The sequence below is a fragment of the Nocardioides sp. genome, assembly GCF_030149505.1.
Lineage (GTDB): Bacteria > Actinomycetota > Actinomycetes > Propionibacteriales > Nocardioidaceae > Nocardioides.
This window is the reverse complement of sequence record NZ_JASBRN010000045.1, coordinates 27,163-54,136: the sequence shown is the minus strand read 5'-3', so window position 1 is coordinate 54,136 and position 26,974 is coordinate 27,163. Positions and strand designations below refer to the sequence as shown.

At 73.7% G+C, this 26,974-nt stretch carries 27 protein-coding genes and 1 other RNA gene; 14 read left to right on the top strand and 14 right to left on the bottom strand.

What is annotated here, in order from left to right:
* Positions 1–15: 15 nt before the first annotated feature.
* Together Q1V71_RS08770 and galE are read right to left on the bottom strand one after the other, a co-directional pair.
* Positions 16–2,070 (bottom strand): NAD(+) synthase, encoded by a 2,055-nt coding sequence (locus Q1V71_RS08770; protein ID WP_300642962.1) that lies wholly within the window; start codon positions 2,068–2,070, stop codon positions 16–18.
* 38 nt (positions 2,071–2,108) lie between these two features.
* Positions 2,109–3,122 carry a UDP-glucose 4-epimerase GalE gene (gene galE, locus Q1V71_RS08765; RefSeq protein ID WP_300642960.1) on the bottom strand — a complete coding sequence of 338 codons (1,014 nt, stop codon included), beginning with the start codon at positions 3,120–3,122 and terminating at the stop codon, positions 2,109–2,111.
* Positions 3,123–3,145: 23 nt separating this feature from the next.
* Here galE and Q1V71_RS08760 point away from each other — a divergent pair, with 23 nt between their 5' ends.
* The 6 genes from Q1V71_RS08760 (at position 3,146) to Q1V71_RS08735 (ending at position 9,935) form a co-directional block, all read left to right on the top strand.
* A complete protein-coding gene (locus Q1V71_RS08760) occupies positions 3,146–3,745 on the top strand; it encodes a VOC family protein (protein ID WP_300642958.1) in 600 nt (199 codons plus the stop codon).
* A gap of 1,992 nt (positions 3,746–5,737) precedes the next feature.
* Positions 5,738–6,616 (top strand): nuclease-related domain-containing protein, encoded by an 879-nt coding sequence (locus Q1V71_RS08755; RefSeq protein WP_300642956.1) that lies wholly within the window; start codon positions 5,738–5,740, stop codon positions 6,614–6,616.
* A 214-nt stretch (positions 6,617–6,830) separates the two neighbouring features.
* Positions 6,831–7,211, top strand: coding sequence for a DUF5994 family protein (locus Q1V71_RS08750; RefSeq protein ID WP_300642954.1), 381 nt, complete (start codon positions 6,831–6,833; stop codon positions 7,209–7,211).
* 80 nt (positions 7,212–7,291) lie between these two features.
* Positions 7,292–7,507 carry a maleylpyruvate isomerase N-terminal domain-containing protein gene (locus Q1V71_RS08745; RefSeq protein WP_300642952.1) on the top strand — a complete coding sequence of 72 codons (216 nt, stop codon included), beginning with the start codon at positions 7,292–7,294 and terminating at the stop codon, positions 7,505–7,507.
* A gap of 99 nt (positions 7,508–7,606) precedes the next feature.
* Positions 7,607–8,485: a 3-methyl-2-oxobutanoate hydroxymethyltransferase gene (panB, locus tag Q1V71_RS08740; protein ID WP_300642950.1), complete on the top strand. Its 879-nt coding sequence runs from the start codon at positions 7,607–7,609 to the stop codon at positions 8,483–8,485.
* 208 nt (positions 8,486–8,693) lie between these two features.
* A complete protein-coding gene (locus tag Q1V71_RS08735; RefSeq protein ID WP_300642948.1) occupies positions 8,694–9,935 on the top strand; it encodes a PQQ-dependent sugar dehydrogenase in 1,242 nt (413 codons plus the stop codon).
* On the opposite strand, the gene Q1V71_RS08730 is transcribed toward Q1V71_RS08735, so the two are convergent.
* Positions 9,922–11,586, bottom strand: a complete 1,665-nt coding sequence (locus Q1V71_RS08730) for an ATP-binding protein (RefSeq protein WP_300642946.1) — start codon at positions 11,584–11,586, stop codon at positions 9,922–9,924. The two genes, Q1V71_RS08735 and Q1V71_RS08730, sit on opposite strands and share 14 nt — an antisense overlap.
* Positions 11,587–11,748: 162 nt before the next feature.
* Here Q1V71_RS08730 and Q1V71_RS08725 point away from each other — a divergent pair, with 162 nt between their 5' ends.
* Positions 11,749–13,044 carry a hemolysin family protein gene (locus Q1V71_RS08725; protein WP_300642945.1) on the top strand — a complete coding sequence of 432 codons (1,296 nt, stop codon included), beginning with the start codon at positions 11,749–11,751 and terminating at the stop codon, positions 13,042–13,044.
* A 3-nt stretch (positions 13,045–13,047) separates the two neighbouring features.
* Here Q1V71_RS08725 and Q1V71_RS08720 read toward each other — a convergent pair whose 3' ends face one another.
* Both Q1V71_RS08720 and Q1V71_RS08715 read right to left on the bottom strand, forming a co-directional pair.
* Complete coding sequence (locus tag Q1V71_RS08720; RefSeq protein ID WP_300642943.1) at positions 13,048–13,344, bottom strand: hypothetical protein; 297 nt, start codon at positions 13,342–13,344, stop codon at positions 13,048–13,050.
* 15 nt (positions 13,345–13,359) lie between these two features.
* A complete protein-coding gene (locus Q1V71_RS08715; protein ID WP_300642941.1) occupies positions 13,360–13,566 on the bottom strand; it encodes an SPOR domain-containing protein in 207 nt (68 codons plus the stop codon).
* A 39-nt stretch (positions 13,567–13,605) separates the two neighbouring features.
* On the opposite strand from Q1V71_RS08715, the gene map reads away from it, so the two are divergent.
* Positions 13,606–14,466: a type I methionyl aminopeptidase gene (map, locus tag Q1V71_RS08710; protein ID WP_300642939.1), complete on the top strand. Its 861-nt coding sequence runs from the start codon at positions 13,606–13,608 to the stop codon at positions 14,464–14,466.
* Between the two features lie 22 nt (positions 14,467–14,488).
* Here the strand turns inward: map and Q1V71_RS08705 are convergent, their stop codons facing one another.
* Positions 14,489–14,938: a tetratricopeptide repeat protein gene (locus tag Q1V71_RS08705; RefSeq protein ID WP_300642937.1), complete on the bottom strand. Its 450-nt coding sequence runs from the start codon at positions 14,936–14,938 to the stop codon at positions 14,489–14,491.
* Positions 14,939–15,008: 70 nt separating this feature from the next.
* On the opposite strand from Q1V71_RS08705, the gene rnpB reads away from it, so the two are divergent.
* Together rnpB and Q1V71_RS08695 are read left to right on the top strand one after the other, a co-directional pair.
* Positions 15,009–15,401, top strand: an RNA gene (rnpB, locus tag Q1V71_RS08700) — RNase P RNA component class A.
* Positions 15,402–15,688: 287 nt separating this feature from the next.
* Entirely contained in the window at positions 15,689–16,144 is a 456-nt protein-coding gene (locus Q1V71_RS08695; RefSeq protein WP_300642935.1) for an NUDIX domain-containing protein, read from the top strand.
* A 17-nt stretch (positions 16,145–16,161) separates the two neighbouring features.
* Here Q1V71_RS08695 and Q1V71_RS08690 read toward each other — a convergent pair whose 3' ends face one another.
* Complete coding sequence (locus Q1V71_RS08690; protein WP_300642933.1) at positions 16,162–17,595, bottom strand: RNB domain-containing ribonuclease; 1,434 nt, start codon at positions 17,593–17,595, stop codon at positions 16,162–16,164.
* Positions 17,596–17,616: 21 nt separating this feature from the next.
* Between Q1V71_RS08690 and yaaA the strand changes: the two genes are divergently transcribed.
* Entirely contained in the window at positions 17,617–18,396 is a 780-nt protein-coding gene (gene yaaA / locus Q1V71_RS08685) for a peroxide stress protein YaaA (RefSeq protein WP_300642931.1), read from the top strand.
* Between the two features lie 146 nt (positions 18,397–18,542).
* Positions 18,543–19,133: a sigma-70 family RNA polymerase sigma factor gene (locus Q1V71_RS08680; protein ID WP_300642929.1), complete on the top strand. Its 591-nt coding sequence runs from the start codon at positions 18,543–18,545 to the stop codon at positions 19,131–19,133.
* Positions 19,134–19,167: 34 nt separating this feature from the next.
* Here Q1V71_RS08680 and Q1V71_RS08675 read toward each other — a convergent pair whose 3' ends face one another.
* The 4 genes from Q1V71_RS08675 to Q1V71_RS08660 all read right to left on the bottom strand — a co-directional run bounded on the left by Q1V71_RS08675 (position 19,168) and on the right by Q1V71_RS08660 (position 22,637).
* Positions 19,168–19,383: a hypothetical protein gene (locus Q1V71_RS08675; RefSeq protein WP_300642928.1), complete on the bottom strand. Its 216-nt coding sequence runs from the start codon at positions 19,381–19,383 to the stop codon at positions 19,168–19,170.
* Between the two features lie 88 nt (positions 19,384–19,471).
* A complete protein-coding gene (locus Q1V71_RS08670) occupies positions 19,472–20,713 on the bottom strand; it encodes a bifunctional RNase H/acid phosphatase (protein WP_300642926.1) in 1,242 nt (413 codons plus the stop codon).
* Complete coding sequence (locus Q1V71_RS08665) at positions 20,710–21,510, bottom strand: C4-type zinc ribbon domain-containing protein (protein ID WP_300642924.1); 801 nt, start codon at positions 21,508–21,510, stop codon at positions 20,710–20,712. Before Q1V71_RS08665 ends, Q1V71_RS08670 begins: the two co-directional genes overlap by 4 nt.
* Entirely contained in the window at positions 21,492–22,637 is a 1,146-nt protein-coding gene (locus tag Q1V71_RS08660; RefSeq protein WP_300642922.1) for a YqfO family protein, read from the bottom strand. The genes Q1V71_RS08665 and Q1V71_RS08660 overlap by 19 nt, the downstream gene beginning before the upstream one ends.
* A gap of 31 nt (positions 22,638–22,668) precedes the next feature.
* Here Q1V71_RS08660 and Q1V71_RS08655 point away from each other — a divergent pair, with 31 nt between their 5' ends.
* Positions 22,669–23,031, top strand: a complete 363-nt coding sequence (locus Q1V71_RS08655) for an antibiotic biosynthesis monooxygenase (protein ID WP_300642920.1) — start codon at positions 22,669–22,671, stop codon at positions 23,029–23,031.
* 6 nt (positions 23,032–23,037) lie between these two features.
* Here the strand turns inward: Q1V71_RS08655 and Q1V71_RS08650 are convergent, their stop codons facing one another.
* From Q1V71_RS08650 to Q1V71_RS08640, 3 genes are all read right to left on the bottom strand, one after another.
* Positions 23,038–24,114, bottom strand: a complete 1,077-nt coding sequence (locus Q1V71_RS08650) for an ATP-binding protein (protein WP_300642918.1) — start codon at positions 24,112–24,114, stop codon at positions 23,038–23,040.
* Entirely contained in the window at positions 24,111–24,680 is a 570-nt protein-coding gene (locus Q1V71_RS08645) for a methanogen output domain 1-containing protein (protein ID WP_300642916.1), read from the bottom strand. Before Q1V71_RS08645 ends, Q1V71_RS08650 begins: the two co-directional genes overlap by 4 nt.
* 105 nt (positions 24,681–24,785) lie before the next feature.
* Positions 24,786–26,369, bottom strand: coding sequence for an AMP-binding protein (locus tag Q1V71_RS08640; RefSeq protein ID WP_300642914.1), 1,584 nt, complete (start codon positions 26,367–26,369; stop codon positions 24,786–24,788).
* A gap of 223 nt (positions 26,370–26,592) precedes the next feature.
* Here Q1V71_RS08640 and Q1V71_RS08635 point away from each other — a divergent pair, with 223 nt between their 5' ends.
* The gene (locus Q1V71_RS08635) at positions 26,593–26,970 is read left to right on the top strand and encodes a hypothetical protein (protein ID WP_300642912.1); all 378 of its coding nucleotides are present in this window, start codon (positions 26,593–26,595) and stop codon (positions 26,968–26,970) included.
* The last annotated feature ends 4 nt before the right edge of the window (positions 26,971–26,974 follow it).

Here is a 26,974-nt window from a genome sequence, read left to right as displayed (position 1 = left end):
TCGCGGCGCCGGTCCTCAGGCGCCGGGGACGTCCCGCCCCAGCTCGCGCAGCCAGGCCGCGGCCGAGGCGTCCGAGGGCATCCGCCAGTCCCCGCGGGGCGACATCGTGCCCCCGGGGCTGACCTTGGGTCCGTTCGGGAGCGCGGACCGCTTGAACTGGCTGGCGAAGAAGCGGCGCACGAAGACCTCGAGCCAGCGGTGGATCGTGGGGAGGTCGAACTCGCCGCGCTTGTCCTCCGGGAGGCCCGGGGGCCACTCCCCCTCGGTGCGGTCGCGCCACGCGTGCCAGGCCAGGAAGGCGACCTTGCGGGGGCGGTAGCCGCGACGCAGCACGTGGAAGAGCGTGAAGTCCTGCAGGGCGTAAGGCCCCACGGAGTCCTCGGTGCGCTGGGGGACGGCGTCGCCGACGGTGGGCACCAGCTCGGGGGTGATCTCGAGCGCGAGGATCTCGCGGAGCACCGCGGTCGTGTCCTCGGGGAACTGGCCGGAGTCGGCCACCCAGCGGATCAGGTGCTGCACGAGGGTCTTCGGCACGCCCGCGTTGACGTTGTAGTGCGACATCTGGTCGCCCACGCCGTACGTGCACCAGCCGAGCGCGAGCTCGGAGAGGTCGCCGGTGCCGACGACCAGGCCGCCGTGGTGGTTGGCCAGGCGGAAGAGGTAGTCGTAGCGCAGGCCCGCCTGGACGTTCTCGAAGGTCACGTCGTAGACGTGCTCGCCCGCGGAGTAGGGGTGGCCGAGGTCGGTGAGCATCTGCTCGGCGGCGGGGCGGATGTCGATCTCCGCGAAGGTGACGCCGAGCGACGCGCACAGGCGCGTGGCGTAGTCCTTGGTCTCCGAGGTCGTCGCGAAGCCCGGCATCGTGTAGGCCAGCACGTCGCTGCGCGGCCGGCCGAGCCGGTCCATCGCCCGGGCAGCGACGATGAGGGCGTGGGTGGAGTCCAGACCGCCGCTGACGCCGATGACCGCCTTCGGCTGCCAGGTGTCGCTGCTCATGGTGCTCATGCGCTGCTCGAGACCGAAGACCTGGATCGAGTAGGCCTCGTAGCAGTCCTGCGCGAGCCGCGCCGGGTCGTCGGGCACGAACGGGTAGCGGTCGACCTTGCGACGCAGCCCGAGGTCGCCGGTGGGTGGGTCGAGCCTCAGCCGCACCGTGCGGAAGTCGTCGGTGCGCGCGGCGTGGGTGCGGCGGTTGTCGTCGAAGGACCCCTGGCGCAGGCGGTCCTGGCGCACCCGGTCGAGGTCGACGTCGACCACCGTGCGGCGCGGACCGTCCGGGAAGCGCTCGCTCTCACCCAGCAGGTCGCCGGCCTCGTAGACCATCGTCTGCCCGTCCCAGGACAGGTCGGTCGAGGACTCCCCCGGACCCCCGGCGGCATAGACGTACGCCGCGTTGCAGCGGTGGCTGGCGCTGCGGGCCAGCAGGTGCCGGTCGTCGGCGCGCGCGACGGTGATCGGGCTGCCGGAGAGGTTGGCCAGCACCGTGGCCCCGGCCAGGGCGGCCTCGGCGCTCGGCGGCACGGGCACCCACATGTCCTCGCAGACCTCGACGTGCAGCACCAGGCCGGGCACGTCGGTGACGTCGAACAGCAGGTCCGGGCCCAGCGGCGCCTCGCGGCCGGCGACCGTCACGGTCGAGCCGCGCCGGTCGTCGCCGGGGGCGAAGTGCCGCTTATCGAAGAACTCGCGGTAGTTCGGCAGGTAGGACTTCGGCGCCACGCCGAGCACCTCGCCGCGGTGGACCACTACCGCGCAGTTGAGCAGCCGGTTGCCGTGCGCCAGGGGTGCACCCACGACGAGCACCGGCAGCAGCTCGCGGCTCGCCTCGACGATGCTCGCCACCGCGGCGTCGACCTCGGCCAGCAGGGTGTCCTGCAGGTGCAGGTCCTCGATGGAGTAGCCGGACAGGCACAGCTCCGGGAAGACCGCCACCGCCACACCGTCGTCGTGGCACAGCCGCGCCTGCTCGAGGACGGCCGCGGCGTTGGCCGCCGGGTCGGCCAGGCGCACCGGCACCGTGCACGCCGCCACACGGGCGAAGCCCTGGGCGTAGGCGTTGTAGAAGTCCACGCGTGCAGTCTGGCAGGCGCCGGTCGGAGCTGCTTCGCTCAGTCGGGGTAGCCGTCGGGGTTCTGGGACTGCCAGCGCCAGGTGTCGGCGCACATCTCCTCGACCGTCTTCTGCGTGGACCAGCCGAGCTCGGCGTTGGCCTTCGAGGGGTCGGCGTACGACGTGGCCACGTCGCCGGCGCGGCGGCCGACGACCTCGTAGGGCAGCTCGCGGCCCACGGCCTTCTCGAAGGCGCGCAGCAGCTCCAGCACGCTGGTGCCGCGACCGGAGCCGAGGTTCCAGGTGCTGATCGGCTCGTCGGTGACAGCGAGCTTCTCCAGCGCGGCGACGTGGCCCGCGGCGAGGTCCTCGACGTGGATGTAGTCGCGCACGCCCGTGCCGTCGGGGGTGTCGTAGTCGTCGCCGAAGACCTGGAGCTTCTCGCGCCGGCCGACCGCGACCTGGGCGATGTAGGGCATCAGGTTGTTGGGGACGTCGGAGGGGTCCTCGCCGATGGTGCCCGAGGGGTGCGCCCCGACGGGGTTGAAGTAGCGCAGCAGCGCGATCCGCATGTCCGGGTCGGCGACGGCGATGTCGCGCAGGATCTGCTCCTGCATGACCTTGGTCCAGCCGTAGGGGTTGGTCGCGAAGGTCGGGCGGTCCTCGGTGGCGCCGGCCTGGTCGGTGCCGTAGACGGTCGCGGAGGAGGAGAAGACCAGCTTGTCCACGTCGTGCCTCTGCATGGCGCGGACCAGGGAGAAGGTGGAGCCCAGGTTGTTCTGGTAGTAGTCCAGCGGCTTCTGCACGCTCTCCCCCACCGCCTTGTAGCCCGCGAAGTGGATGACGGCGTCGATCGTGTCGGTCGCGAACAGGTGCTCGGTCTTGTCGATGTCGGTCAGGTCGAAGGCGTGCACCGGGATGTGACGTCCCGTGAGCGCCTCCAGCCGGCCCACCACCGTCGGCTTGGCGTTGGAGAAGTCGTCGACCACCACCACGTCGTGACCCGCGGCCACGAGGGCGAGGACGGTGTGGGATCCGATGTAGCCGGCACCGCCGGAGACCAGGACGCGCATGGGCGCGAACCTAACCCGTGCGGGTGTCCGGCACCGAAAACGATGAGTCCGGGCGGCGGGTCGGGTCTGTGCTGGTGACCTGCCTGTCTGCTTCGTCCGCCCTCTCCCGCCAAGGAGCCACCGTGCCGCTCACCACCCCCTCCATCACCCCGTGCCTGTGGTTCGACGACCGGCTCGAGGAGGCCGCCGCGTTCTACACCGCGCTCTTCCCGCGCTCCTCGGTCGGCACGATGACGCGGTACGGCGACGCCGGGCCGGGCGAGCCCGGCTCGGTCATGGCCGGCGAGTTCACCCTCGACGGCCTGACCTTCCGCGCCATCAACGGCGGGCCGATGTTCTCCTTCACCGAGGCGGTCTCCTTCGCGATCTCCTGCGCCGACCAGGCCGAGGTCGACCACTACTGGGACGGGCTGCTGGCCGGCGGGGGCGAGGAGTCGATGTGCGGCTGGCTCAAGGACCGCTTCGGCCTGTCCTGGCAGGTGGTGCCGGTGCGCCTCTTCGAGCTGCTCTCCGACCCCGACCCCGCCCGCGCCTCCGCCGCCCAGGCCGCGATGCTGCGGATGCGCCGGATCGTCGTCGCCGACCTCGAGGCCGCCGCCGACGCCGCGGGGGCGCGCCCGTAGCTCAGGCGGCCTCGTACTCGAGCAGAAACGTCGGCTCGTAGAGGTCGACGGTGATCACGGTGTGTCGGGGCCCCCCCCCCCCCGACGTCGGACGCTGCGGCCTCCTGGTTGGTGACCTGCCGGGTGCCGCTGGTGTCGCGGAGGTAGACCTGGCCGTGGGGGTCGCGCCAGAGCTGGACGCCCGGCCAGGGCATGGCGCTCTGCCAGCGGCCGTGGGTCTTGAGCCGGTGGTGCAGCGTCGAGAGGGGTGCCAGGTTGTGCACCCCGGTCTGGGGACGTGGATCGGAGTGGGGTGGTCCGTGGGGGTCCCAGGGGACGACGTGGTCGAGCTGGATCGTGGGTCCGCTGCTGGTGGTGGTGCCCCAGGGGAAGGTCTCGCTGGGCGCGAGGAGCTGGACGGCGCGGCGGTGGCGGGCGGGGACCTCGTAGGCCTCCACCGGCGCCAGGCCCTCGGGGTCCAGGACCGGTCGGACGTCGAAGCGGGCGTAGCGGCCGAGGACCTCGCGCAGCCAGGTCTCGCTCACGGGGCCGTGGCCCTCGACCCGGGCGATCCGGTCGAGCTCCTCGCCCTCGGCGGTGACCTCACGGGGACCGCCGTAGACGTGGACGACCAGCGACACCGCGGGCAGCAGGTCCCGCAGGTCGAGCGTCCCGAGGTCCGGGACTGGCACCTGCGGCCCGTCCGCTCGGGCCTCGGCGCTGTCGCCGCTCGCGCTCGCGGTGGCACCACCAACGTCAGCGCCCGTGCCGCTCTCGGCGATGTGCGGTGCGGCGAGGTGCGGTGCGGCGAGGAGCGCGACGGCTTGGACGCGGAGCTGGTCCATCGTCGGGGCGGTGTCGTCGGGGCCGGTGGGCTCGGGCTGGTGGTCGTGGAGACGGTGGGCCAGCGTGGTCACGGCGTGGTCGAGAGCGTCGATGACGGGGACTGGCCCGCGGATCATGAAGGTGGCGATCCCGGAGGTCTCCTCCCCGGCGCGACGCTTCAGCGCGCGGGCGAAGATCGCCCCGGCGGCGCGGCGTTCTTTCTCCTTGGCGACCTCTGGTGCGGCGGCGGCGATCTTGCCGGCCACGAGCTCCTCGAAGTGGGTCCAGGGGATGCGCCCGTCGGCTGCCTCGGCGACCTCGGCATCGACCCAGCCGGCCTCCGCGGCGGTGAGGTTGCGGGTGCGCTCGGCGACGTGGATGGCGTAGGAGTCACGCACCTGCAGGGCCTGGACCCGTGCCCACAGCAGCGGCAGCCGCAGCTTCAGGTCCAGTGCCGCTGCCATCACCTTGCGCCCGGCGTGGGTGGTGCGACCGATCCGGGCCCCGAACTCGGCTGCGGCGAACTCGGTCACCATCGGCGTCCCGGGCCCACCGATGAGCGTGGCCCGCTCGCGCCCGGGCAGCCCCGCCTGCTGCGGGTCCAGGCGCTCGGCCGGGTGCGCCACCGCCCACTCGTAGGCCAGCACCAACAGCTGCGCCCCCGCCCGCTGCGCCAGCCGCGCCCACGCCCCAGCCCGTCCGAGGACCTCCTCCTCGCACAGCTCACTCGCGGGTGGACCCGGAGCGACAACGGAGGTGATGGACATGACTCCATCCAAGCCGCGACCACCGACAGTCCCGGCCGCCCAGCCTCGCTTCTGGGGCATGCGATCTTTGTCGTGATCGAACCGTGACCGCGGTCTCTGGACCTGACCGCTTCCGCCCAGGATGACGCGACTGGAGTGCCCATGGCGCACCGGGCGCGTCACCAGCACTCCAGTCGGCGACCGCTTTCCACCGCCGGGCGGCGCGAGCTGAACGCACTGTCATGCCGGGGACAGGTCACTCCAGCGCCCGACGTTCCGCAGGGAATCGGGCCCGTTGACCTGCCGATCGTCGGGCGCGGTTGTGGTGGGGCCGGCGTCCGCTACTGACGCGATGACGCTCGATCACCCGCCGCGTCCTTAAGCCGCATGTCGATCCCTCAAGTCACCCATGTCGCCCGCCCATCGCAACTACCCTGCCGACGTGCCTGACGAGGTGACCGAGAAACGCATGCGGCTGCGGTACGCCGGGACCTGCCGAGTCTGCGGCACGGTCCTCGAGGCACGCACTGACGCCGTCTACGAACGAGTCACCAAGACCGTCCGCTGCCTGTCGTGCGACACGCCAACAATGGATCGGCCAGCCGAGAGCGACAGCGAGCCCTCAGATCTCGAGAAGCGTCTGCCCACGACCGCGCCCGACACCAAGGCGGCTCCCGTCCCCGGTACAGCCGGCGCATCAGCCCGACGCGAGTTCGAACGTCGACAGGCCCGGCGCGAGCAACGCATCCGCACGAAACACCCCAGACTGGGAGGACTGATCCTCGCTCTCAGTGACGACCCGCAATCGACGACCGCATGGAACAGCGGGGCACTCGGCGAGGAGCGCCTCGGCCAAGGACTCGATGCTCGAGCGAGCGACACCATCCGATTGCTCCACGACCGTCGCATCCCCGGCACCCGAGCCAACATCGACCACCTCGCCGTGACCCCTTCAGGCGTCCTCGTCATCGACGCCAAGCGCTACGTGAGCAAGCGCCCGGCCCTGGTAGTGGAGGGCGGCCTCCTCCGCCCCCGGGTCGAGAAGCTCACCGTCGGCTCCCGCGACCAGACGAAACTTGTGGACGGAGTCATCAGACAGGTCGAGCTGGTCTCCGGCATCCTCGGTGATGCAACCCCGGCGCGCGGCTACCTCTGCTTCCTCGACGCGGACTGGCCACTCATCGGCGGGACCTTCACAGTGCGCGGAGTCGACGTCCTCTGGCCAAAGAAGCTCTACGCACAGCTCGCGGCAGAAGGCCCATTCAGCGCCACCGTTGCGGAGACTCACGCTCTCCTGGCCGCCGCTCTTCCTCCGGCCTAGGCGCGCCATACTGCCGCGTCTCGCTCAGGAGCGGAGTCCGCGATCTGGCCGGACCCGCCGCGGTGTCGGCAGCGCGCTCGAGGCGGCGTCAGGGAAGCTGCAACGTCGGAGGTGACGGACCGGGTTCACCGGGGCGAGTACGTTGAGAGAGCACCACGCGCACCAGGGGGCAGTCAGCTCCGACCGGCGCGACAGCACGTGAGGCGGCGGTCCCGTGACCACCCTCGACCAGACCCGACTGGCAGTGCGTCTGTCGTACGCGCGCCACACCTTCGACGGGGCCTGGTGGCCCCGCAGCCGATCGCTGAGCACCGAGCTGGTGCACCTGTTCGCGGGATGGCCGGTCGGCGCCGGACACATCTCCCGCGTCTTCGTCGCGCGCGCCGACTGGGACGACCAGCCCACGACGGTGGCCATCCCCGGGCGCCGCGGAGCGGTGAAGATCGGGCTGCTGCCGGCGGACACCCGCGACCAGTTGGTGCTGATCATGCTCGACGGGCAACGGCGGTCGATCGCGGTGCTGCCGCCGACCACCACTGACCAGGTGGCCGCGCAGCTCATGCGCGGCTTCGGGGGGACCCCCACGGTCGTCTGAGCGCCCCCGGACCGCACGCCGTGCTCGTGATCCCCGCGCGACGCCCGCCCCGGCTACGTGCCGAGTCCTCGCCTGGACCCGTGGAACCACAGGTGGGCACGACGTACCGCTCCATCCGCGAACGGCTCACGGCTCTGCTCGACGAGGAGACGACCCGCCGCCCCGACGCCTGGGAGCTGCCGGTGCCCGCGTGCCCCGGGTGGACGGTGCGCGACGTGCTGGCGCACCTGGTCGGCAACCTCGAGGACGGTCGCGCCGGGCGCCTGAGCGGACCCCCCGGTCCGCCCCCGCCGTGACCACGACCACAGGTGCCGACGGGCTCACCCGGCCCTAGCCTGGTCAGCAGTCCGGGGACTCCAGCAGGGAGCCACGAGATGTCACGAGGGAGCTCGACGATGAGCAGCAGCACTCCGGAGGAGACCGCGCCCTACGGCAGCGGTACGTCGGCGACGGCACCCGGGGCCGCGCCGGCCGCACCGGTGAAGCGGATCCGCACCCACCACCTGCGCGAGATGAAGCAGCGCGGCGAGAAGATCACGATGCTGACGGCGTACGACATGTTCACCGCCGCCACCTTCGACGAGGCCGGCATCGACCTGCTGCTGGTCGGGGACTCCGCCTCCAACAACGTGCTGGGCAACGAGACCTCGCTGCCGATCACCGTCGACGAGCTGCTGCCGCTGACGCGTGCGGTCGCCCGCGCCAGCAAGCGCGCCATGGTCGTGGGCGACCTGCCGTTCGGCTCCTACCAGGCCTCGCCGGAGCAGGCCTACCTCACCGCGGTGCGGTTCATGAAGGAGGCGCACGCGCACTGCGTGAAGCTCGAGGGCGGCGTCGAGATGGCGCCGGTGATCGAGAAGCTCACCCAGGGCGGCATCCCCGTGATGGCGCACATCGGCTTCACCCCGCAGTCCGAGCACGCCCTCGGTGGCTACCGCGTCCAGGGCCGCGGCGAGACCGCCGACCGGGTGCGTCGGGACGCCGAGGCGGTCGAGGCGGCCGGTGCCTTCGCGGTCGTGATGGAGATGGTGCCCGGCGACGTCGCCGGCGAGATCAGCCGCGAGCTGGCCATCCCCACGATCGGCATCGGTGCCGGCAACGGCTGCGACGGCCAGGTGCTGGTCTGGCAGGACGCCTTCGGCCTCCGCACCGGCCGGATGGCGCGCTTCGTCAAGCAGTACGCCGACGTGCACCAGGTCCTGCTCGACGGTGCCCGCGCGTACGCCGAGGACGTCAGGGCCGGCACCTTCCCCGGGCCCGAGCACACCTTCTGAGGACGCCTGCCCCGAGACGCACGGAGGGCCGTCCGCCTGCGCCCCCCTGCGCGGCGGACGGCCACTCGTGTCCCCCCGGTCCTCGAGCCGGTCCCCCCGGTCCGGCTCGACGTCCGTGTCGCTGTCCAGGACACCGACGCTACGAGCCCCGCACCCACGGCCGAGCCAGCCCTGGTCCACGGCTTGGTAACAGTCGTAGCGTCGGGGCATGCGGTCGACCCGGCACCCCGTCCTGCGTCCCCTGCGTCGTCCCCTGGGCCGTCCCCTGCGTCGTCCCCTGGGAGCCCTGCTCGCTGCGGGCCTGCTGCTCGCCTCCACGGCGTGCTCGGCGGCCCCCGACCCGTCCGAAGCAGCCGACGCCGGCACCCAGGGCACCCGCCCGGCCGAGGCCGGCCGGGCCGTCCCGGGCCTGCGCGTCGAGGTGCTCGCCGACGGCCTGGACCACCCGTGGGACGTCAAGCCGATCGGCGGCGGCCGGCTGCTGCTGACCCAGCGCGACCGGGCGACGGTCTCGCTGTGGGAGGACGGCGAAGTGCGCACCCTGGACTTCCCGAGCGAGGACGTCTGGGTCTCGGGCGAGACCGGGCTGCTCGGGCTCGAGGTCGACCCCGAGGTCCGCAGCAACGGCCGATTCTGGACCTGCCAGGGCGCCACGACCCAGGGCGGCGGCCACGACGTCCGGGTCATGGCCTGGCAGCTGTCCGACGACCTCCGCTCGGTCGAGCCTCGCGGGGTGCTCCTCAAGGGGCTGCCGGCGACGTCCGGGCGCCACGGCGGCTGCCGGCTGCTCGTGGCCCGCGACGGGTCCCTGCTCGTCGGGACCGGCGACGCCGCGGTCGGCGCCAACCCCCGCGACCTCACCTCGCTCGGCGGCAAGGTGCTGCGCCTGGACCGCACCACCGGCAAGCCCTGGCCGGGCAACCCGTTCATCGACGCGGGCAACAAGCGGCAGCGCTACGTCTTCACCTACGGTCACCGCAACGTCCAGGGCCTGGCCCAGCGCGCCGACGGGTCGCTGTGGTCGGTCGAGCACGGCAGCTTCCGCGACGACGAGGTCAACCGGCTGGTCAAGGGTGGTGACCACGGCTGGCACCCGGTGCCCGGCTACGACGAGTCGGTGCCGATGACCGACCAGTCCCTGCCCGGTCGCCAGCGCGAGGCCGCGTGGCGCTCGGGCGACCCGACCATCGCCCCCGGTGGCGCCACCTTCGTGGCCGGCAAGAAGTGGGGCGGCCTGCGCGGCACGCTCGCGATGGCGGTGCTGAAGGACCAGCGCGTGCAGTTCCTGAAGTTCGACGCCAGCGGCCGGCTCAAGAACGTCCGGATCCCCGACGAGCTGCGCGAGCACGGCCGGATCCGCCAGGTCGTGCGGGCTCCGGGCAACGACCTGCTGGTCCTCACCGACAACGGCGACGGCCGCGACGTCATGCTGCGGGTCAGCCCGCGCTGACCGCCGAGCCGTCCTCGGGCGACCCGGGGAGCACCAGCACGAAGGTGGCACCGCCTCCCGGCGTTCGCTCGTACGTCGCCTCGCCCCCGTTCGCGCGGGCCAGCTGCCGCACGATCGCGAGCCCCAAACCGGTCCCGCGGGCGCGACCGCTGTCGGCCTCGGAGCGGGTGAACCGCTCGAAGAGGGAGTCCTCGAACTCGGGTGGCACCCCGGCGCCCCGGTCGACGACCGCGACTCGCACCCGGCCGCCCGGCAGCGGCTCGACCTCCACACGAGGCTCCGCGCCGTACTTCCGGGCGTTGCTCACCAGGTTCAGCAGCATCTGGTCCAGGTGCTCGGGCTGGACCCACGCGGTGACCGGGTCGGCCCAGGCCGCGGGTGCCGGCAGCCCGGCGACGACCACGGCCTCGGCGACGCGGCCGTGCACCTCGACGGCGCGCGGCGTGGCGACCAGGCGCCCGGAGTCCGCCGTCACCTGCACCAGCACGTCGCCGACCGTGCGACCGATCCGCGCCGCGCTGCGCTCCATGAGCGCGAGGTAGGCGCGCTGCTCGGGCCGGTCCTCGCCGCCCCACTCCTGCTGGGCCATCTCGGTGGCGGCCACCAGCACGCTGAGCGGCGTCCCGATCTCGTGGCCGATCATGCCGACCAGCTCGGTGCGGAACGCTGCCACCCGGGCCAGCTCCTCGTTGGCCGTCTCGGAGGCGGTCAGGGCCTCGGCGACCGCAGCCCTGTCGCGCACGTGCTGCAGGGCCGCGGAGAGGCTGTGCGCCAGGAGGGTCAGGGCGGCGACGTCGGCGTCGTCGAAGGCGCGGGCTGACCCGGAGGCGACCTTGACGACGCCGAGGGTCTCGGTGCCGACCAGCAGTGGGGCGACCAGCATCGAACGGATGCCGGTGCGCCGACAGGCCGCGGCGTCGACCCGGGGATCGTCCTCGGTGTCGGTCGAGTGCAGCAGCACGCGGCTGGTGAAGGCGCGTCCCGACAGGGAGCGGTGGCGGTCGACGACCTGGTCGAACTGGTCGGAGAGCCGACCGGTGACCGCGCGGTACCGCAGCACGTCCAGCGTCCTCCCGTCCTCGACCAGCTGCTCGGGCAGCTCGATGACCGCCCCATCGGCGTGCGGCACCACGAGCATCGCTGCGCGGATCACGGCCTCGAGCGCCGACTCCTCGTCGGTCAGCGTCGTGATGTCGGCGTGCAGGTCGACCAGGTGGCGCAGTGCGGCCCGCTCGCGCTCCAGTGCCAGCTCCAGGCGGTGCTGGGCGTCGACGTCGACGATCTGCACCAGGAAGTAGTCGGCCTGCCCCGTGTGCGCGTCGCGGACCAGCTGGACGCTGATGAGCGCCCACACCACGCGACCGTCACCGCGGACGTAGCGCTTGGTCAGCTGGTAGTGCTCCATCCGGCCCGCCAGCACCTGCTCGACGAGCGCCAGGTCGGAGGCGAGGTCGTCGGGGTAGGTGATCGACTGGAAGTCCCGCGCGGTCAGCGCGGCCCGGGTGAAGCCCAGGAAGGCGACGAGCGCGTCGTTGACCTCCAGCCAGCGTCCATCCAGCCCCACGGTCGCCATGCCGACCGGCGAGCGGTCGAAGAGAGTGCGGAAGTGGTGCTCCCCCTCCCGACGCGGGGGCGCCGGCGTGGGCCTCATGTCCGTATCGTCGTCGTCCGACGGCGTGGCCTGAGCGAAAGGGCCACGTTCGGGACTTTGGTCCCACGCCCTGACCCGAGCCCACCGGTGTGACTGGCCTTGCCGGTCTCCGGCATCCTGGGAGCTCGCACCCCCGACCCCGGAAGAGGCCTGAGCGCCCGCGTGGACACCCAGACCCTGACCAACCTCGGACTCGTCCTGCTCTTCGTGCTCGTCGGCGGGGTCTTCGCCGGCACCGAGATCGCCCTGGTCTCGCTGCGCGAGGGCCAGCTCGACCAGCTCGAGCGCCGGGGCGGCCGTGGCGCCCGCGTGGCCGCCGTGGCCCGCGACCCCAACCGCTTCCTGGCCGCGGTCCAGATCGGCGTCACCGTTGCGGGCTTCTTCTCCGCGGCGTACGGCGCCTCGACGCTCGCCCCCGACGTGGCACCGGCCCTGGAGGGGCTCGGCCTGCCCGAGGACGCTGCCGACACGGTCGCCCTGGTGCTGCTCACGCTGCTCATCGCCTACCTGTCCCTGGTGCTCGGCGAGCTGGTGCCCAAGCGGATCGCCCTGCAGCGCTCGGCCGGCGTGGCCGTGCTGGTGGGCCCGCCGCTGGACCGCTTCGCGACCCTGATGCGCCCGGTCGTGTGGTTCCTCTCCGTCTCCACCAACGCGGTCGTGCGGCTCTTCGGCGGCGACCCGCACGCGGTCTCGGAGGACATGAGCGAGGAGGAGCTGCGCTACCTCGTCGACCAGCACCAGGGCCTCGGGGACTCCGAGCGGGCGATCCTCGTCGACGTCTTCGACGCCGCCGACCGCAGCCTGCGCGAGGTGATGCGCCCCCGCGCCGACGTCACGACGCTGCCGGGCGCCTCGAGCGTCACCGAGGTGCTCGAGGTCGTGCGGGTCAGCCCCTACTCCCGCTACCCCGTGGTCGGCGACAACGCCGACGACGTGCGCGGCTTCCTGCACGTGCGCGACCTGCTCGACGCCGATCCCGACGCGCTGGTCTCCGACCTGGCCCGGGAGATCTCCTTCCTGCCCGCCACCAACCGCGTGCTGCCGACCCTCACCGCCATGCGGCGCGACCGCAACCACATCGCCGTCGTGGTCGACGAGTACGGCGGCACCGACGGCATCGTGACGCTCGAGGACCTCGTGGAGGAGCTCATCGGCGAGATCGACGACGAGTACGACCCCCCGCGCGCCGACGTCGCCACCACCGGCATCGATGCCGGGCTGACGATCGAGGAGTTCGAGGAGCGCACGGGCGTCCCGATGACCGACGGGCCCTACGAGACGGCCGCGGGCTTCGTGCTCGAGCGGCTCGGGCGGATCGCCGAGGTCGGCGACCGGGTCCCGGTCGACGAGGAGCACGTCGTGGTGGTCACCGAGGTCGACGGCAACCGGATCACCCGGGTGCGGCTGGTGAGCACCCCCCGCGAGGAGCAGGACCCCGAGGGCGGCGGCGGGGCCTGAGGCTCACCACCCGAGCAGCGCAGCCCCGGCCCAGATGACCACGAACCACACCGCCACGCAGACCACGGGCACCCACGCCACCCGCACCGGGTGCGGGGTCCACCACCGCACGGCGCGCACCGTGGCCGCGAGCCAGAACACCAGCAGCAGGGTCTGGGCCCACCACGGCGTGAACGGCGCGCTGGCGGCGTACAGGAAGAAGCACGCGGCCATGCCGACCAGCCCGACGAAGGGCCAGGGCGAGACGTCGGTGCGGCGGTAGCGCCGGCCGCGCCCGAAGAAGCTGTTCGAGGAGGCCATGTCCGGTCCCGGGGCTCAGTCCTCGTCGACGGCGTCCCAGTCGTCGTCGGCGGCGTCCCACTGCTCGTTGCGCTCCTGGACCTTCTCCAGGGCCCGCTCGGCCTCCTCGCGGGTGGCGTAGGGACCGAGCCGGTCCTTGGCCGGGGACATGTCCTCGACGGTCTCCACGCGGTGCAGCCTCACGTTGAACCAGTACTGGTCCGGCTTGCCTCCATCAGCCATGCGCCGACCGTACCCGCCCGGCACCTAGGATCGTCGGACGTGACCGCTCCCGCCCCGACCGTCCTCCCCGGCCGCCTCTCCCCCCGCCGGCCCGTGCCCGCGCACATCCCCCGCCCGGAGTACGTCGACAAGCCGGCCCCCGAGCGGTTCACCGGCTCCGAGGTCAAGGACGCCGAGACCATCGAGCGGATGCGCGCCGCCTGTCGGCTGGCCGCGCAGGCGCGCGAGGAGGTCGGCCGCCACGTCCAGCCCGGCGTCACCACCGACGAGCTGGACCGGGTCGGCCACGACTTCCTCTGCGACCACGGCGCCTATCCCTCGACCCTCGGCTACCGCGGCTTCCCGAAGTCGCTGTGCGCCAGCGTCAACGAGGTCGTGTGCCACGGCATCCCCGACAGCCGGGTCGTGCAGGACGGCGACATCGTCAACATCGACATCACGGCGTACCTCGACGGCGTGCACGGCGACACCAACGCCACCTTCCTCGCCGGCGACGTCGCCCCCGACGTGCGCGCGCTGGTCGACCACACCCGCGAGGCGCTGGACCGCGCGATCCGGGCGGTGAAGCCCGGGCGCCGGATCAACGTCGTGGGCCGGGTCATCGAGGCCTTCGCCGCCCGGCACGGGTACGGCGTGGTGCGCGAGTTCACCGGCCACGGCATCGGCACCCACTTCCACTCCGGGCTGGTCGTGCCGCACTACGACGACCCCGACTACGACGACGTCATCCAGACCGGCATGACGTTCACCATCGAGCCGATGCTCAACCTCGGCACCCACGAGTGGGACATGTGGGAGGACGGCTGGACCGCGGTCACCCGCGACCTGCGGCCCTCGGCGCAGTTCGAGCACACGCTGCTGGTCACCGCCGACGGCGCCGAGGTCCTCACGCACCCCTGAGGCCCGGCCCGCAGGGGCGCGGTCACCCCTCCGGCGTGATGCTCCCGGCGTCGCGCTCGCCCAGCTCGACGAGGCGGCGCTCCACGCGCAGCACGGCGACCTCGTGGTCGACCTCGCCGCTCATGACAGCGGCCAGCTTCAGGTGCGGCAGCGCCTCGGCGAGGCGGTGCTGACGCTCCAGGCTGCGACCCAGCGCGTGCCGCGCCCACACGTCGTCGGGCACCTGCTCGACCACCGCGCGGAGGTCCTCCTCGGCGCGGCCCAGCTGGGCGCGCTGGAGGTAGGCCCAGGCCCGCAGCGACCGCAGCCCGGTGTTGCCCGGGTCCTCGTCGAGGGCCGGGCTCAGCACGTCGAGGGCCTCGCGGGGGGACTGGTCGCTGAGCAGCTCGTGCGCGGTGCGGTACGCCGTCGCGGCCTCGCGCGGCGCGGAGACCGTGAGCGGGGGGACCCGCTGGGGGAACTGGTCGCTCATGTCCTGCCAACGCCCACGACCGGTCCCGGATTCCCCCGCCCGCCCCGCGCCGCTACCCTGCTCCTGCGGATGGGCCGACCGGGCGACCGCGTCGCACCTCCGGGTGCGCCGAGGAAGGTCCGGGCTCCACAGGGCGAGGTGGTGGGTAACACCCACCCGGGGCAACCTGCGGGACAGTGCCACAGAGAACAGACAGCCTCCCGCCGAGCGATCGGCGGGCGGTGATGGTGAAACGGTGGTGCAAGAGACCACCAGCGACCGGGGTGACCCGGTCGGCTCGGCAAACCCCACCTGGAGCAAGGTCAAGAAGTCACTTCGGTGGCGCGCGTGCGTTCGAGGGCTGCCCGCCCGAGCACGCGGGTAGACCGCTGGAGGTCGTCGGCAACGGCGACCGTAGATGGATGGTCGCCCCCGATCCCGCGAGGGAGAGGGACAGAACCCGGCCTACAGGTCGGCCCATCCGCACCCCGCGCGGGCCTGACATGTTCGTGCCAGGCCTCCGGGACCTGCCCTGACCGGATCCGGCGGCCCCCTGCACAGATGCCGCTCCCGGGTGGATCATCGGAGGTGCACGACGCGACCGGCTCCTGAGGTGCCGGGTCGCACGGGAGGTGTCGGGTCCCACCCTCAGGCGGAGCCGATGCCCTCGGAAGCCCCGCCGCTCCCAGCACACGGCGGGGCTTCCCCCCGCTCTGGCGCTGCGCGACCCGCCCGCGCCGGCCGCCCGGGGCCGCGTGCCAGGATGACGAGGTGTCGTGGGCGACGTGCGAGCGGGGGCACCTGCACTGGGGACCCCGCGGGGCCGCGGGCCTGCTCGTAGCCCACGAGGGGGCCGTGCTGCTGCAGCTGCGCGCCCGGTGGACCCACCGCGGCGGCACCTGGGCGGTGCCCGGCGGCGCCCGCGAGCGCGGCGAGTCTGCGACCGAGGCGGCGTTGCGGGAGGCGCACGAGGAGCTCGGCGTCCAGGCCGCGGCGCTGGCCGTGCACGGCTCCCACGTCGCGCTGTGCGGCGGCTGGAGCTACGAGACCGTCCTCGCCCGGCCGACCGGAGCCCCGGCGGATCTGGGCCTGCGCGACCGCTCGGAGTCCGACGGGCACCGGTGGGTGGCCGCCGACGAGGTGGCGGCGCTCCCGCTGCACCCTGGGTTCCGGCGGGCGTGGGAGGACGACGCCAGCGGCCTGGCGGCCTTCGTCCGCCAGGGCTGACCGCACCCGGCGCAGGCTCAGGCCGGGGCGAACAGCACCCGCCGCTGCGCCACGTCCGCCTCGACCAGCCGGACCCGCAGGTCCTGGCCGAGCGGCAGCGGCTGCTCCCCCTCGACCCGGGCCTCGACGGCCGGACCGGGCACCACGACCCGCCCCCGCTCGGGCCGCCGCTCCTCGACGTCGACGACGACGGCGTCCATCACCTCGCCCACCCGGTCACGCAGCACGCCCGCCTCGACCAGGTCCAGGACCCCGCGCTCGTACGCCGACGCGGTCCGCCCCGAGCGCTGCATCGTCGCCGGCAGCCCGGGCAGTGCCTCCCGTGCCCAGGCCGGCACCTCCGTGCCGGCGCACAGCGCCACACAGACCTCCCCCGTGTGCCGGTCCGGGAGCCTCCGCAACGGCGCCGTCACGTGCGCGTACGCCGACGCGAGGGCGCTGTGCAGCGGCTGCTCGGGCCGGGTGCCGTCGAAGGCGGTGTACCCGCTGCCGCGCAGCAGCCGGGTGCACGCCACGACCATCGCCGCGTGGTCGGCCCGGGTGGGATCCAGGCCCCGCACGAGGTCGGCCCACGACTGCTCCGCGGGCCACCCGACGCCCAGCGCCCGGGCCGTGCGGCGCAGCCGCGCCACGTCGCGCGGGTCCGGCGGCGGCAGGGTCCGCAGCAGCCCCACGCCGCCCTCGAGCATCATCGCCGCGGCGCTGAACCCGGTCAGCAGCGAGACCTGCGCGTTCCACTCCTCGACGGGCAGCCGCGCTCGGTGCTCCAGGTGCCAGCGGCCGCCGTCGACCACGACGTCCTGCTCGGGGATCGGCAGCGACACCCCACCGCGCTCGACCTCGCGCGCGATCCGCAGCGGGCCGATCTCGGCGAGCAGCGCCAGGGTCCCGTCCGGCCCGTCCTCACCGGCATCGACCCGGCGCTGGGCCTCCTCGTAGGTCAGCTGCTCGCGGCTGCGCACCAGCGCGCGACGCACGTCGGCGGCGACCCGCTCGCCGTCCGGGCCGAGCCGGACCGTCCACAGCAGCGCCGGGCGCACCTGGTCGGGCAGCAGCGAGGCCGCCTCCTCGCTGATCACCGGCGGGTGGAGCGGCACCTTGCCGCCGGCACCGTAGACCGTCTCCCCGCGCCGGTGAGCCTCCAGGTCGACCGGGTCGCCGGGGCGCACGAAGGCCGCCACGTCGGCGATGGCGTAGTGGACGGTCCAGCCGTCCTCCGACCGCTCGACGTGGAGCGCCTGGTCCAGGTCCCGGGCGCCGTCGGGGTCGATCGTCACGAACGGCAGGTCGGTGCGGTCCAGCTCCGGCAGCACGGGGCGCGCGGCCGCGTCGCGCGCGGCCCGCTCGACCTCCGCGGGGAAGGCCGGGGTGACCTCGAGCTCGTCCTGCAGCCGACGTACCTCCTCGACCAGGAGGGTGGCCGGGACCCGCAGCACGGGGTGGGAGGTCATGCAGGCACCATAGCCAGCACCATGCTGATCCTCCTGCCGCCCAGCGAGGGCAAGACCGCACCCCGCCGAGGCAAGCCGCTGGACCTCGACGCACTCACCGCGCCCGAGCTGACCCCGGCCCGCCAGGCCGTGGTCGACGCGCTCGGCGAGCTCTGCCGGGGCGACGTGGCGGCGGCCGCGGCGGTGCTCGAGATCGGCGCGACCCAGCACGACCTGGTGGCGTCGAACGCCGACCTCGCCTCCGCGCCGACGGCGCGCGCGGACGCGGTCTACAGCGGGGTCGTCTACGACGCGCTCGACGCCGCCTCCCTCTCCTCCGCGGCCCGGCGCCGCGCCTCGACCCGGCTGGCGGTCACCTCCAGCGTCTTCGGCGTGGTCCGCCCCGCCGACCGGATCCCCGCCTACCGCCTCTCGGGGGGTACGACGCTGCCCGGGCTCGGTCCGGTGGCGGCCCACTGGCGCGCGCACCTGGACCCCGCGATGACCGGGCTGCTCGGCGGTGGACTGTTGGTCGACCTCCGCTCCGCGGCGTACGCCGCCTTCTGGCGCCCCTCGGCCGACCTGGCGCCGCAGGTCGCCACGGTGCGGGTGCTCCACGAGGTCGACGGCGTGCGCAAGGTCGTGAGCCACTTCAACAAGGCGACCAAGGGGCGCATCACCCGCGCCCTCCTGGAGGACGGGGCCAACCCCTCGACGCCCGCGCGGCTCGCGGAGGCGCTGCGCGACCTCGGGTGGCTGGTGGAGGTCGGCGAACCGAGCGCCAAGGGCACCCAGCTCGACGTGGTGGTCGAGGCGCTCTAGCGACGACCCCGGCGGCCGAGGGCACCGTGGTCGCGGGTGCCACGCCCGAGCTCGTGAAGAAGTCGTGAAGGTCGAGCCCGAAGGGTGCTCCGGCACCTCGTCGCTGTCGAGGTTGCAGAGGAAGTCGCCGCCCCTCGAGGAGTCCCGTGCCCGTCCCCACCGTGCCGCCTGCCGCCACCAGCCCCGCCGTCCTCGACGCGAGCGAGGCGACGGCGTTGTTCCACCGGCTCTACCACGCCTCGGTCGACCACTGCCTCCACGTCGCCCTGCAGACCGTGCGCAACCATGCCCATGCCGAGGAGGTGGTGCAGGAGGCCTACGCCGACGTGTGGCAGTCACTGGGGAGGTTCGACCCGGCGCGCGGATCGGGCCTGGCCTGGGTGCTCACGATCGTCCACCGCCGCGCCGTCGACCGGGTGCGCGCCACCGTGGCGCAGGAGCGCCGGGACTCGGGACACGAGCAGCGCGAGCACGGCACGGCCCACGACAGCACAGCCGAGGACGCCGTCCGCGCCGTGGAGGGGCTGCGCGACGGCGCTCGCATGAGGACGGCGCTCGCCGCCCTGGCACCCGACCAGCGACGCGCCGTCGAGCTGGCCTACCTCGGCGGCTTGAGCCACCGCGAGGTGGCGGTGCGGACCGGCGTGCCGCTCGGCACCGCCAAGACCCGGATCCGACAGGGGCTCAGGGCTCTGCGGGTCCGCATGGGCGAGCCCGCGGACCCGGCACCGGCCTGAGCCTCGGCACGGCCGCGCCGAGGGAGGGTTGCGGCTAGAGCCGCTCCATCTTCGCGAACGGGCTGGGGATGCGCACCGAGGAGCTCCCGAAGTCGACGGTCACGCCGTGGGCGTCGACGGAGACGACCCGGCCCAGGCCGTGGACGTCGTGGCAGACCCGGTCGTCCACCGAGTAGCTCTCCACCGCCTGCTCGGGCTCCGGCTGGAAGGGGCTGTTGGCGAGCGGACGACGGTTCGGGCGGGCAGGCATTCCTCGATTATGCGCCTCCCCCACCCGGCTGGCACCACCGGCCGCCACCTGCGCTCCCGCGCGAGGACGCGGAGCACCCGATGGGCGGCTACCAGCGACCGGGGTCGAGCGTGGCGTCGCCCGGCGGGAGCGTGTTGTAGAGACGGAGCGACCCGCGCGGGGGCTGACCGGGCTCGGGGTAGAACGACACGACGCTGATCGAGGCCGGCGAGAGCTCCATCCGGAAGACCGCGTCCAGCGGGGCCCCCATCGCGTGGGCCACCAGGGTCTTGATCGGCGTCACGTGCGAGACGACGACGACCGTGCGCCCGGCGTGCTCGGCCAGCACCCGGTCCAGGCCCGCGAGCACCCGCTCCTCGACCTGCCGGAAGGACTCCCCACCCGGCGGCGGCACCTCGAGGGAGCCCAGCCAGGCGTCGAGCCCGGTCTGGTCCCGCTCGGCGACCTCGAGGAAGGTCAGCCCGTCCCAGGCCCCGAACTCCATCTCCGCGAAGCCCGGCTCCTCCGAGACCGGCAGGTCCAGCGCCGCGGCCACCTCCTCGGCGGTCTCGCGGGTCCGGCGGACCGGGGAGGCCAGCACGGCGTCGACCGTGTCGCCGAGGGCGGCCAGCCACTGCGCCGCGGCGCGCGCCTGTGCGCGGCCGTCCTCGCTCAGTGGCGGGTTGTCCCCGCCCAGCCCGCCGGAGAAGCGCTTGGCCGCGGTGTGCTCGGTGACGCCGTGGCGCACCAGCACCAGCGTCGTGGGGGTTCCGGTGGGAGCCGCCCAGCCGCGGTGGCCCGCCTGGTCGCGCTCCTCCTCGCCGCGCACCGCCCCCGGGGACTCGATCTCCTCGATCAGCGAGTCCTCGTCGGGGCGTTCGCCGCGGGAGCCGTGGGCGGGTGCCACCGGGCCCGGAGCCACCTCGTCGCCGTCCAGGGCCCGGTTGGCCAGGGCGTCGGCCGCGGCGTTCTGCGCGCGCGGCACCCAGGTGTAGGTCGTGCCCGGCGGCGCCACCTCGCGCGCCTCGGCGTGCAGCGGCTGGAGACCGGCGTGCTTGACCCGCCAGGTGCCCTTCATCTGCTCCACGACCAGCTGGGAGTCCATCCGCGCCTCGACCTGGGCCCCTGGCGCGTGCTCGGCCGCCAGTCGTAGCCCGGCGATCAGTCCGGAGTACTCCGCGACGTTGTTCGTCGCCCGGCCGATCGCCGCCGCGACCTGCGCGAGCACCTCGCCGGTCTCGGCGTCGCGCACGAGTGCGCCATACGCCGCCGGGCCGGGGTTGCCGCGGGAGCCGCCGTCGGCCTCCACGACGACCCGGGAGACCGCGCGGGGGGACGGGGTGCTGCTCACAGACCGGACTCGGCGGTGCGGACGAGGATCCGCGAGCACTCCTCGCAGCGCACGACCTCGTCGGCCGCCTTCGCCTTGATCGAGGCCAGCTCGGCGGGGTCGATGCCCAGCTGGCAGCCGCTGCAGCGGCGCTGGGCCAGGCGGGCCGCACCGATGCCGCCCTTGCTCTCGCGCAGCTTGTCGTAGAGCGCCAGCAGGTCCGCGGGGAGCCCCTCGAGGGCCGGTCCGCGCTGCGATGCCACCTCGGCGAGCTCGGCGTCGATCTCGGCGAACCGCTCGTCGCGGACGGCGGCCAGCTCGGCCAGCCGCCCCTCGGCGGCAGCGATCCGGTCGTTGACCGCCGAGAGCATGCCCTGGGCCGCCTCGAGCCGTTCCATGACCTCGAGCTCCTCGTCCTCCAGCGTGGCGATGCGGCGCTCGAGGGACTCCAGCTCCCCGCTCATCCGCTCGAGGTCCTTGGGGTTGCTGATCAGCCCGGCGTCCATCCGCTCGCGGTCGCGCGTGCGGCGCGCCTTGACCGCCTCGACGTCGGCGTCGACCTTCGCCTGCTCCGCGGTGAGGTCGTCGACGACGATCTTGGCGTCGCGGGCCTCGTCGACCAGGGTCGAGCGGGTGCGCTCGAGCTCGGCGATCTCGGCCAGCTCGGGCAGGGTGCGGCGGCGGTGCCGCAGCTGGTCGCCCCGGGAGTCGAGCTCCTGGAGGTCGAGCAGGCGCAGCTGGGCGGTGGGGTCGGCTTTCAGCGGGACTCCTGGGTCGGGGCCGGTCGGGCCGGGAGACGTCAGATGCGGTCGGTCCACGGGTCGGTGCACAGCGTGCTGACCCGGACCTCCACCGTATCGCCAGCGAGGTCCTGGAGCGCAGCCGCGAGGCGATCGCGCAGCACCGGGAGCCAGGTCCACTCCGCGGCCCAGTGGGAGACGTCGAGGAGCGCGGGACCGTCGTGCTCGAGGAACTCCGAGGCGGGGTGGTGGCGCAGGTCGCTCGTGACGTAGACGTCGGCGTCGCTCCCCCGCAGCCGGTCGAGGAGGAAGTCCCCCGCACCCCCGCAGAGCGCCACCCGTCGTACGGGCCGGTCGGGATCGCCGGCGATCCGCACCCCGTGCGCGGTCGGCGGCAGCGCTGCGGCCACCTGCTCGGCGAACGCCCGCAGCGTCGTCGGCTCGACCTCGCCGACCCGGCCGGTGCCGGTGGGCTGCTGGCCGGGGTCGGCGAGCTCCACGACGTCGTACGCCGGCTCCTCGTAGGGGTGCACGGCCAGCAGCGCCGCCACGACGCCCGACCGCAGCCGCCGCGGCAGCACCACCTCGATCCGCTCCTCCTCGACCAGCTCGACCTCGCCCACCGAGCCGATGGTGGGCTCGGCCCCGGGCAACGGCCGGAAACGCCCCTGGCCCGTGACCGTGAAGGAGGCCTGGTCGTAATCCCCGATCGAGCCGGCACCGGCCGCGGCCAGCGCATCGCGCACCCGGTCGGCGTCGGCGACGGGGACCATCACGCCGAGCTTGTCGAGCGCGGGGGCCGAGGCGGGCAGGAGTGGGCGGACCTCGCGCAGGCCCAGCGCCAGGGCCATCGCCTCCGAGACCCCGCCCAGCGCCTGGTCGGCATTCGTGTGGGCGGCGAGCAGGGCGCAGCCGGCGCCGGCCAGCACCAGCGAGGTGCGGCCCTTGGGCGTCTGGCTGGTGAAGCCGTGGACGCCCTTGAGGTAGAGCGGGTGGTGGGTCACCAGGAGGTCGGCGCCCCACGCGGCGGCCTCGCGCGCCACGGCCGGCGCCGGGTCGACGGCCAGCAGGATCCTGCGCACGGGCTGGTCGAGGTCGCCGTGGACGAGCCCGACCCGGTCCCAGGAGTCGGCGCTCGAGGGCGGGTACCACCCGTGGACCAGGTCGACCAGGGAGCCCAGGGACGGAGGTGCGGTCGCGGACATGGCGGTGAGGCTAGCCGCCTACGCTCGGGGCATGGCCTCCGAGAACCCCGCCGTCACCGACATCTCTGCCGACACCGACGCCCCCGCGGGCGGCGTCGTGAAGATCAACGCCATCTCCGTGCCCCCGCCGGCGCGCGCGGAGCTGGAGCGCCGCTTCGCCGCCCGGGCCCACACCGTCGACGGTGCCGACGGCTTCCTCGGCTTCCAGCTGCTGCGCCCGGTCGCCGGGGACGACCGCTACTTCGTGGTCACCCGGTGGCGCGACGACGCTGCGTTCGAGGCCTGGCGCGACGGCGACGCCCGGGCCGCCCACGCCGGGGAGGGCAGCCGACCGGTCGCCAGCGGCGCGGACCTGCTGGAGTTCGAGGTCGTGCTGGACGTGCGCCCCTCCTGAGCGGGCTCAGGCCCCGGCGCTGGGCAGCGTGAACCGGAAGAGCGCGCCCCCGCCGGGGGCCGCTTCGACCCGGATCACGCCACCGTGCTCCTGCACGACCCGGCGGCACATCGCCAGGCCGAGACCGTGCTCGCCCTCCTCCTCGGTGCTCATCCCGCGCTCGAAGATGGCCTCGCGCAGCTCCTCGGGGATGCCCGGACCGTCGTCGGCGACGGTGACCTCGCAGCGCTCCTCCAGAAGTCGGGCCGCGACCGTGACGTGGGCCGGCCCGGCGCGACCGCGGTGCTTGGCGGCGTTGGACACCAGGTTGAGCAGCAGCTGGCGCACCGACTGGAGCGAGACGTGCACCGCCGGCAGCGGCCGCTCCACGTGCACCCGCACCGCACTCTCGTCGACTAGGGAGCCCACCCACCCGACGACGTCCTCGAGCCCGACATCGACCCGGATGGCCTCGCTGCGCTGCACCGCCTCGTGCAACAGGCCCTCCACGATGTCCTCCATGCCCTGCGCGGCGTGCAGGACCCGCTCGAGCTGGCTTCGGGTGCCCTCAGCGAGATCGGGGTCGGCCAGCACGAGGCCGACGTAGCCGGAGATGGTCGTGATCGGGTTGCGCAGGTCGTGCGCGAAGGTCTCCCCCAGCACCAGCAGGTCGGCGTTGGAGCGCTCGAGCTGCGCGACCGTCTGGCCCCAGACCCGCCGCAGCTGCTCCTCCACGGCGATCCGCCGGGCGATCTCGGTGTTGGTGCGCTGCAGGGCGGTGGTGAGCTCGGAGAACCGGTCGCCCACGAGCCGCACCACCAGGACCACGTCCCGTTCCCGCGCGGAGCGGCGCCGGCCGGTGATCGACATCTCCTGCGACCCCTCGGCCGTGCGCAGGCGCAGCCGTCCCGGCACCGGGCTGGTCGAGCGCCGAAAGCCGGCCATGAGCGCGTCGAGCACGTCCTCGGGGGTCTGCACGACCTCGGCGAGGGACCGACCCCGGCAGTCGCCGAGCAGCCGCACGGCGGCCTCGTCCGCCTCCACGACGAGCCCGTCCGGTGCGACCACCAGCTCGGCCTCCTGGGGCACCGCGAACGGCGTCATTCCCCGAAGTACTCCCGCCCCGCGGCGTGCTGCCCCGACCTCGGCTCGAGGTGGACGACCACCCGGCAACGTCCATCGCCCCGCGCGATCGTCTCGGCGAGCTCGACCTTGGCGTACCCCAGGTTCTCCGCGGCGATCAGCCCGAAGACGTTGGAGGTCATCATGCACATCGACTCCCGGCCCAGGACCTTCTCCTCGAATGGGCAGCGGCTGTTGGTGTACTCCAGCCGCTCCTGGCCGGAGTCCTGCAGCACGAAGTCGCCCTGGATGCGGGCCTTGAGGTCCACGTGGACCGCCGCGACCTGGTCGCGGTCGAGCCGGTCGACGCCCAGCGCCTCGCGGTAGGACTCGTCCAGCCAGGCACCCATCCGCCGCCCGACGATCGAGATGTAGCCGGCGGCGTCCTCGAGCCCGACGGTCTCCTCCAGGGTGCCGGCGAGCTCACGCACGAGCGTGCGCAGGAAGAGGTCGCGCTCCAGCCCGGGGTCGGGCACGAACTGAACAGGGGCCACGCCCGGTGTGCCCGTTGTCGTGCCGTCCTGCGTGCCCTGCGTCGTGCTGTCCACCACGGTGCCCTTCCCCCCGGACGCCTCAGCGTCCACCCGCTGTCCACTGTAGGGCGGGGCGAGCACCCCCGGGCGGGATCGGTCCAGTCCACCCGTGGTCGACCCTCAGTTGACCTGGCGCTCGCGGCCCTCCCAGTAGGGAGCACGCAGCTTGAACTTCTGCAGCTTGCCGGTCGCGGTGCGGGCCAGCTCGTCGCGGAACTCCACCGAGGTCGGTGCCTTGTAGCCCGCGGCCTTCTCCTTGCACCAGGCGATCAGCTCGGCCTCGGTGACCTGCTCGCCGGGCGCCAGCACGACCAGGGCCTTGATCGTCTCGCCCCACTTCTCGCTGGGGACGCCGATGACCGCGACCTCGGCTACCGCGGGGTGGGAGAAGATGACGTCCTCGACCTCGATCGAGGAGACGTTCTCCCCGCCCGTGATGATCACGTCCTTCTTGCGGTCCTTGATCGTCAGGTAGCCGTCCTCGCCGATCTCGCCGCCGTCACCGGTGTGGAACCAGCCGCCGGCCAGCGCCCGCGCCGACTCCTCCGGCTGCTCCCAGTAGCCCTCGAGCACCACGTTGGAACGCGCCAGCACCTCCCCGCCCTCCGAGCCGCCGCCCTCGGCGTGCTCGTCGGGCTCGCTGATCGCGAGGCGTACGCCGAGCGCCGGCGCTCCCGCCCGGGTCAGCAGCCCGGCCCGCTCCTCGGCGGGCAGGCCGTCCCACTCCGCCCGGGTGCGGTTGAAGGTCAGCAGCGGGGAGGTCTCGGTGAGGCCGTAGATCTGGATGAACTCCCAGCCCAGCTCCTCCTCCACCCGCACCACGGTCCTCGTCGGCGGCGGCGCGCCGGCCATGATGATCCGCACCCGGTCGCGACCGGGGATCGGGCCGTCCCAGTCCTGCGCGGCCTCCAGCACCGCGGCGGCCACCGCCGGCGCCGCGCACATGACCGTCACGCCGTGGTCGCGCACCCGGCGCAGGATCTCCGCGCCGTCGATCTTGCGGAGCACGACGTGCTGGGCGCCCAGACCGGTCATCGCGTAGGGCATGCCCCAGCCGTTGGCGTGGAACATCGGCAGCGTGTGGAGGTAGACGTCGCGATCGCTGACCTGCGCGTGCATCGCGAACGTGACGGCGTTGACCCAGATGTTGCGGTGGGTGATCTGCACGCCCTTGGGCCGGGCCGTCGTGCCGGAGGTGTAGTTGATGCAAGCGGTCGCGGACTCGTCCGGCTCCCAGGGCTGCGGCACCGCGCCCTCGGAGGCGTAGAGGTGCTCGTCGTCGCCGAGGACGAAGCGGTGCTCGGCCGTGACGTCGGCCAGCGCCTCGTCGAGCTCGGGGTCGACCAGCAGCACGCGGGCACCGGAGTGCTCCACGATGTAGCGCACCTCGTCGGGGCGCAGCCGGAAGTTCACCGGCACCAGCACCCGGCCCCAGCCCGAGACCCCGAAGAAGGAGGTGAGCAGCCGCGCGGAGTTGTGGCTCACCACCGCGACCCGCTCGCCCACCCCGATCCCGAGCTCGTCCAGGCGCGCTGCCTGGCGCGCGGCCAGACCGGCCAGCTCGGCGTACGTCAGGGTGCCGGGGGCGCCCGCACCGCCCAGCGGGGTGGCCGGCTGGTCGGGCTCGTCCAGCACCCCGGTCCGCTGCCCGTAGACCGTCGTGGCCCGGTCCAGGAAGTCGGAGACGCTGAAGGGCACGAACATGGGGTTCCTCCTGGTTCGCCGGGTGGCTGACGTGGCGTGACGCACGCCACCCTAGGGTCCCCGGGGTTGGTGCGCGGCTGCTGCACGCACGGTCCGGCGCCGAGCGGCCCGGCGGCTGCGACGAGCGGTCCCGGACCGGTTGCCCGCCCGCACGCCCCGTTCGATGAGAGTCTTCTCATCCACGCCTCACCTCGCTCCCACGGTGGTGCAGGATCGTGGCGTCATGACCGGGTTCTCGAAGGTGCTGCTGGGGCTGGCGCTCGGCCTGCCCATGGGGGCGTACGCCGTCGGCAGCATGGTCTCCTCAGCGGCCGACGACCCCGGGCGGCGGGCGCCGATCATCCTCGAGGACGCCCCGACACCGGCCCAGGACACCGTGCCCGGCCCCACCCTGCGCCCCTCTCCCGAGCCCACCCGCGGCGGGGACGACGACGGGGACGACGGCCCGGGTGACGACGGCCCGGGTGACGACGGCCCGGGTGACGACGAGGTCCGCAACCGTCCCGAGGTGGTCGTGCCCTCCTACGCCGACCGCGACGACGATGACGACGACGACCGGGGCGAGCGGGACGACACCACCGACGACCGGGACGACGACTGAGCAC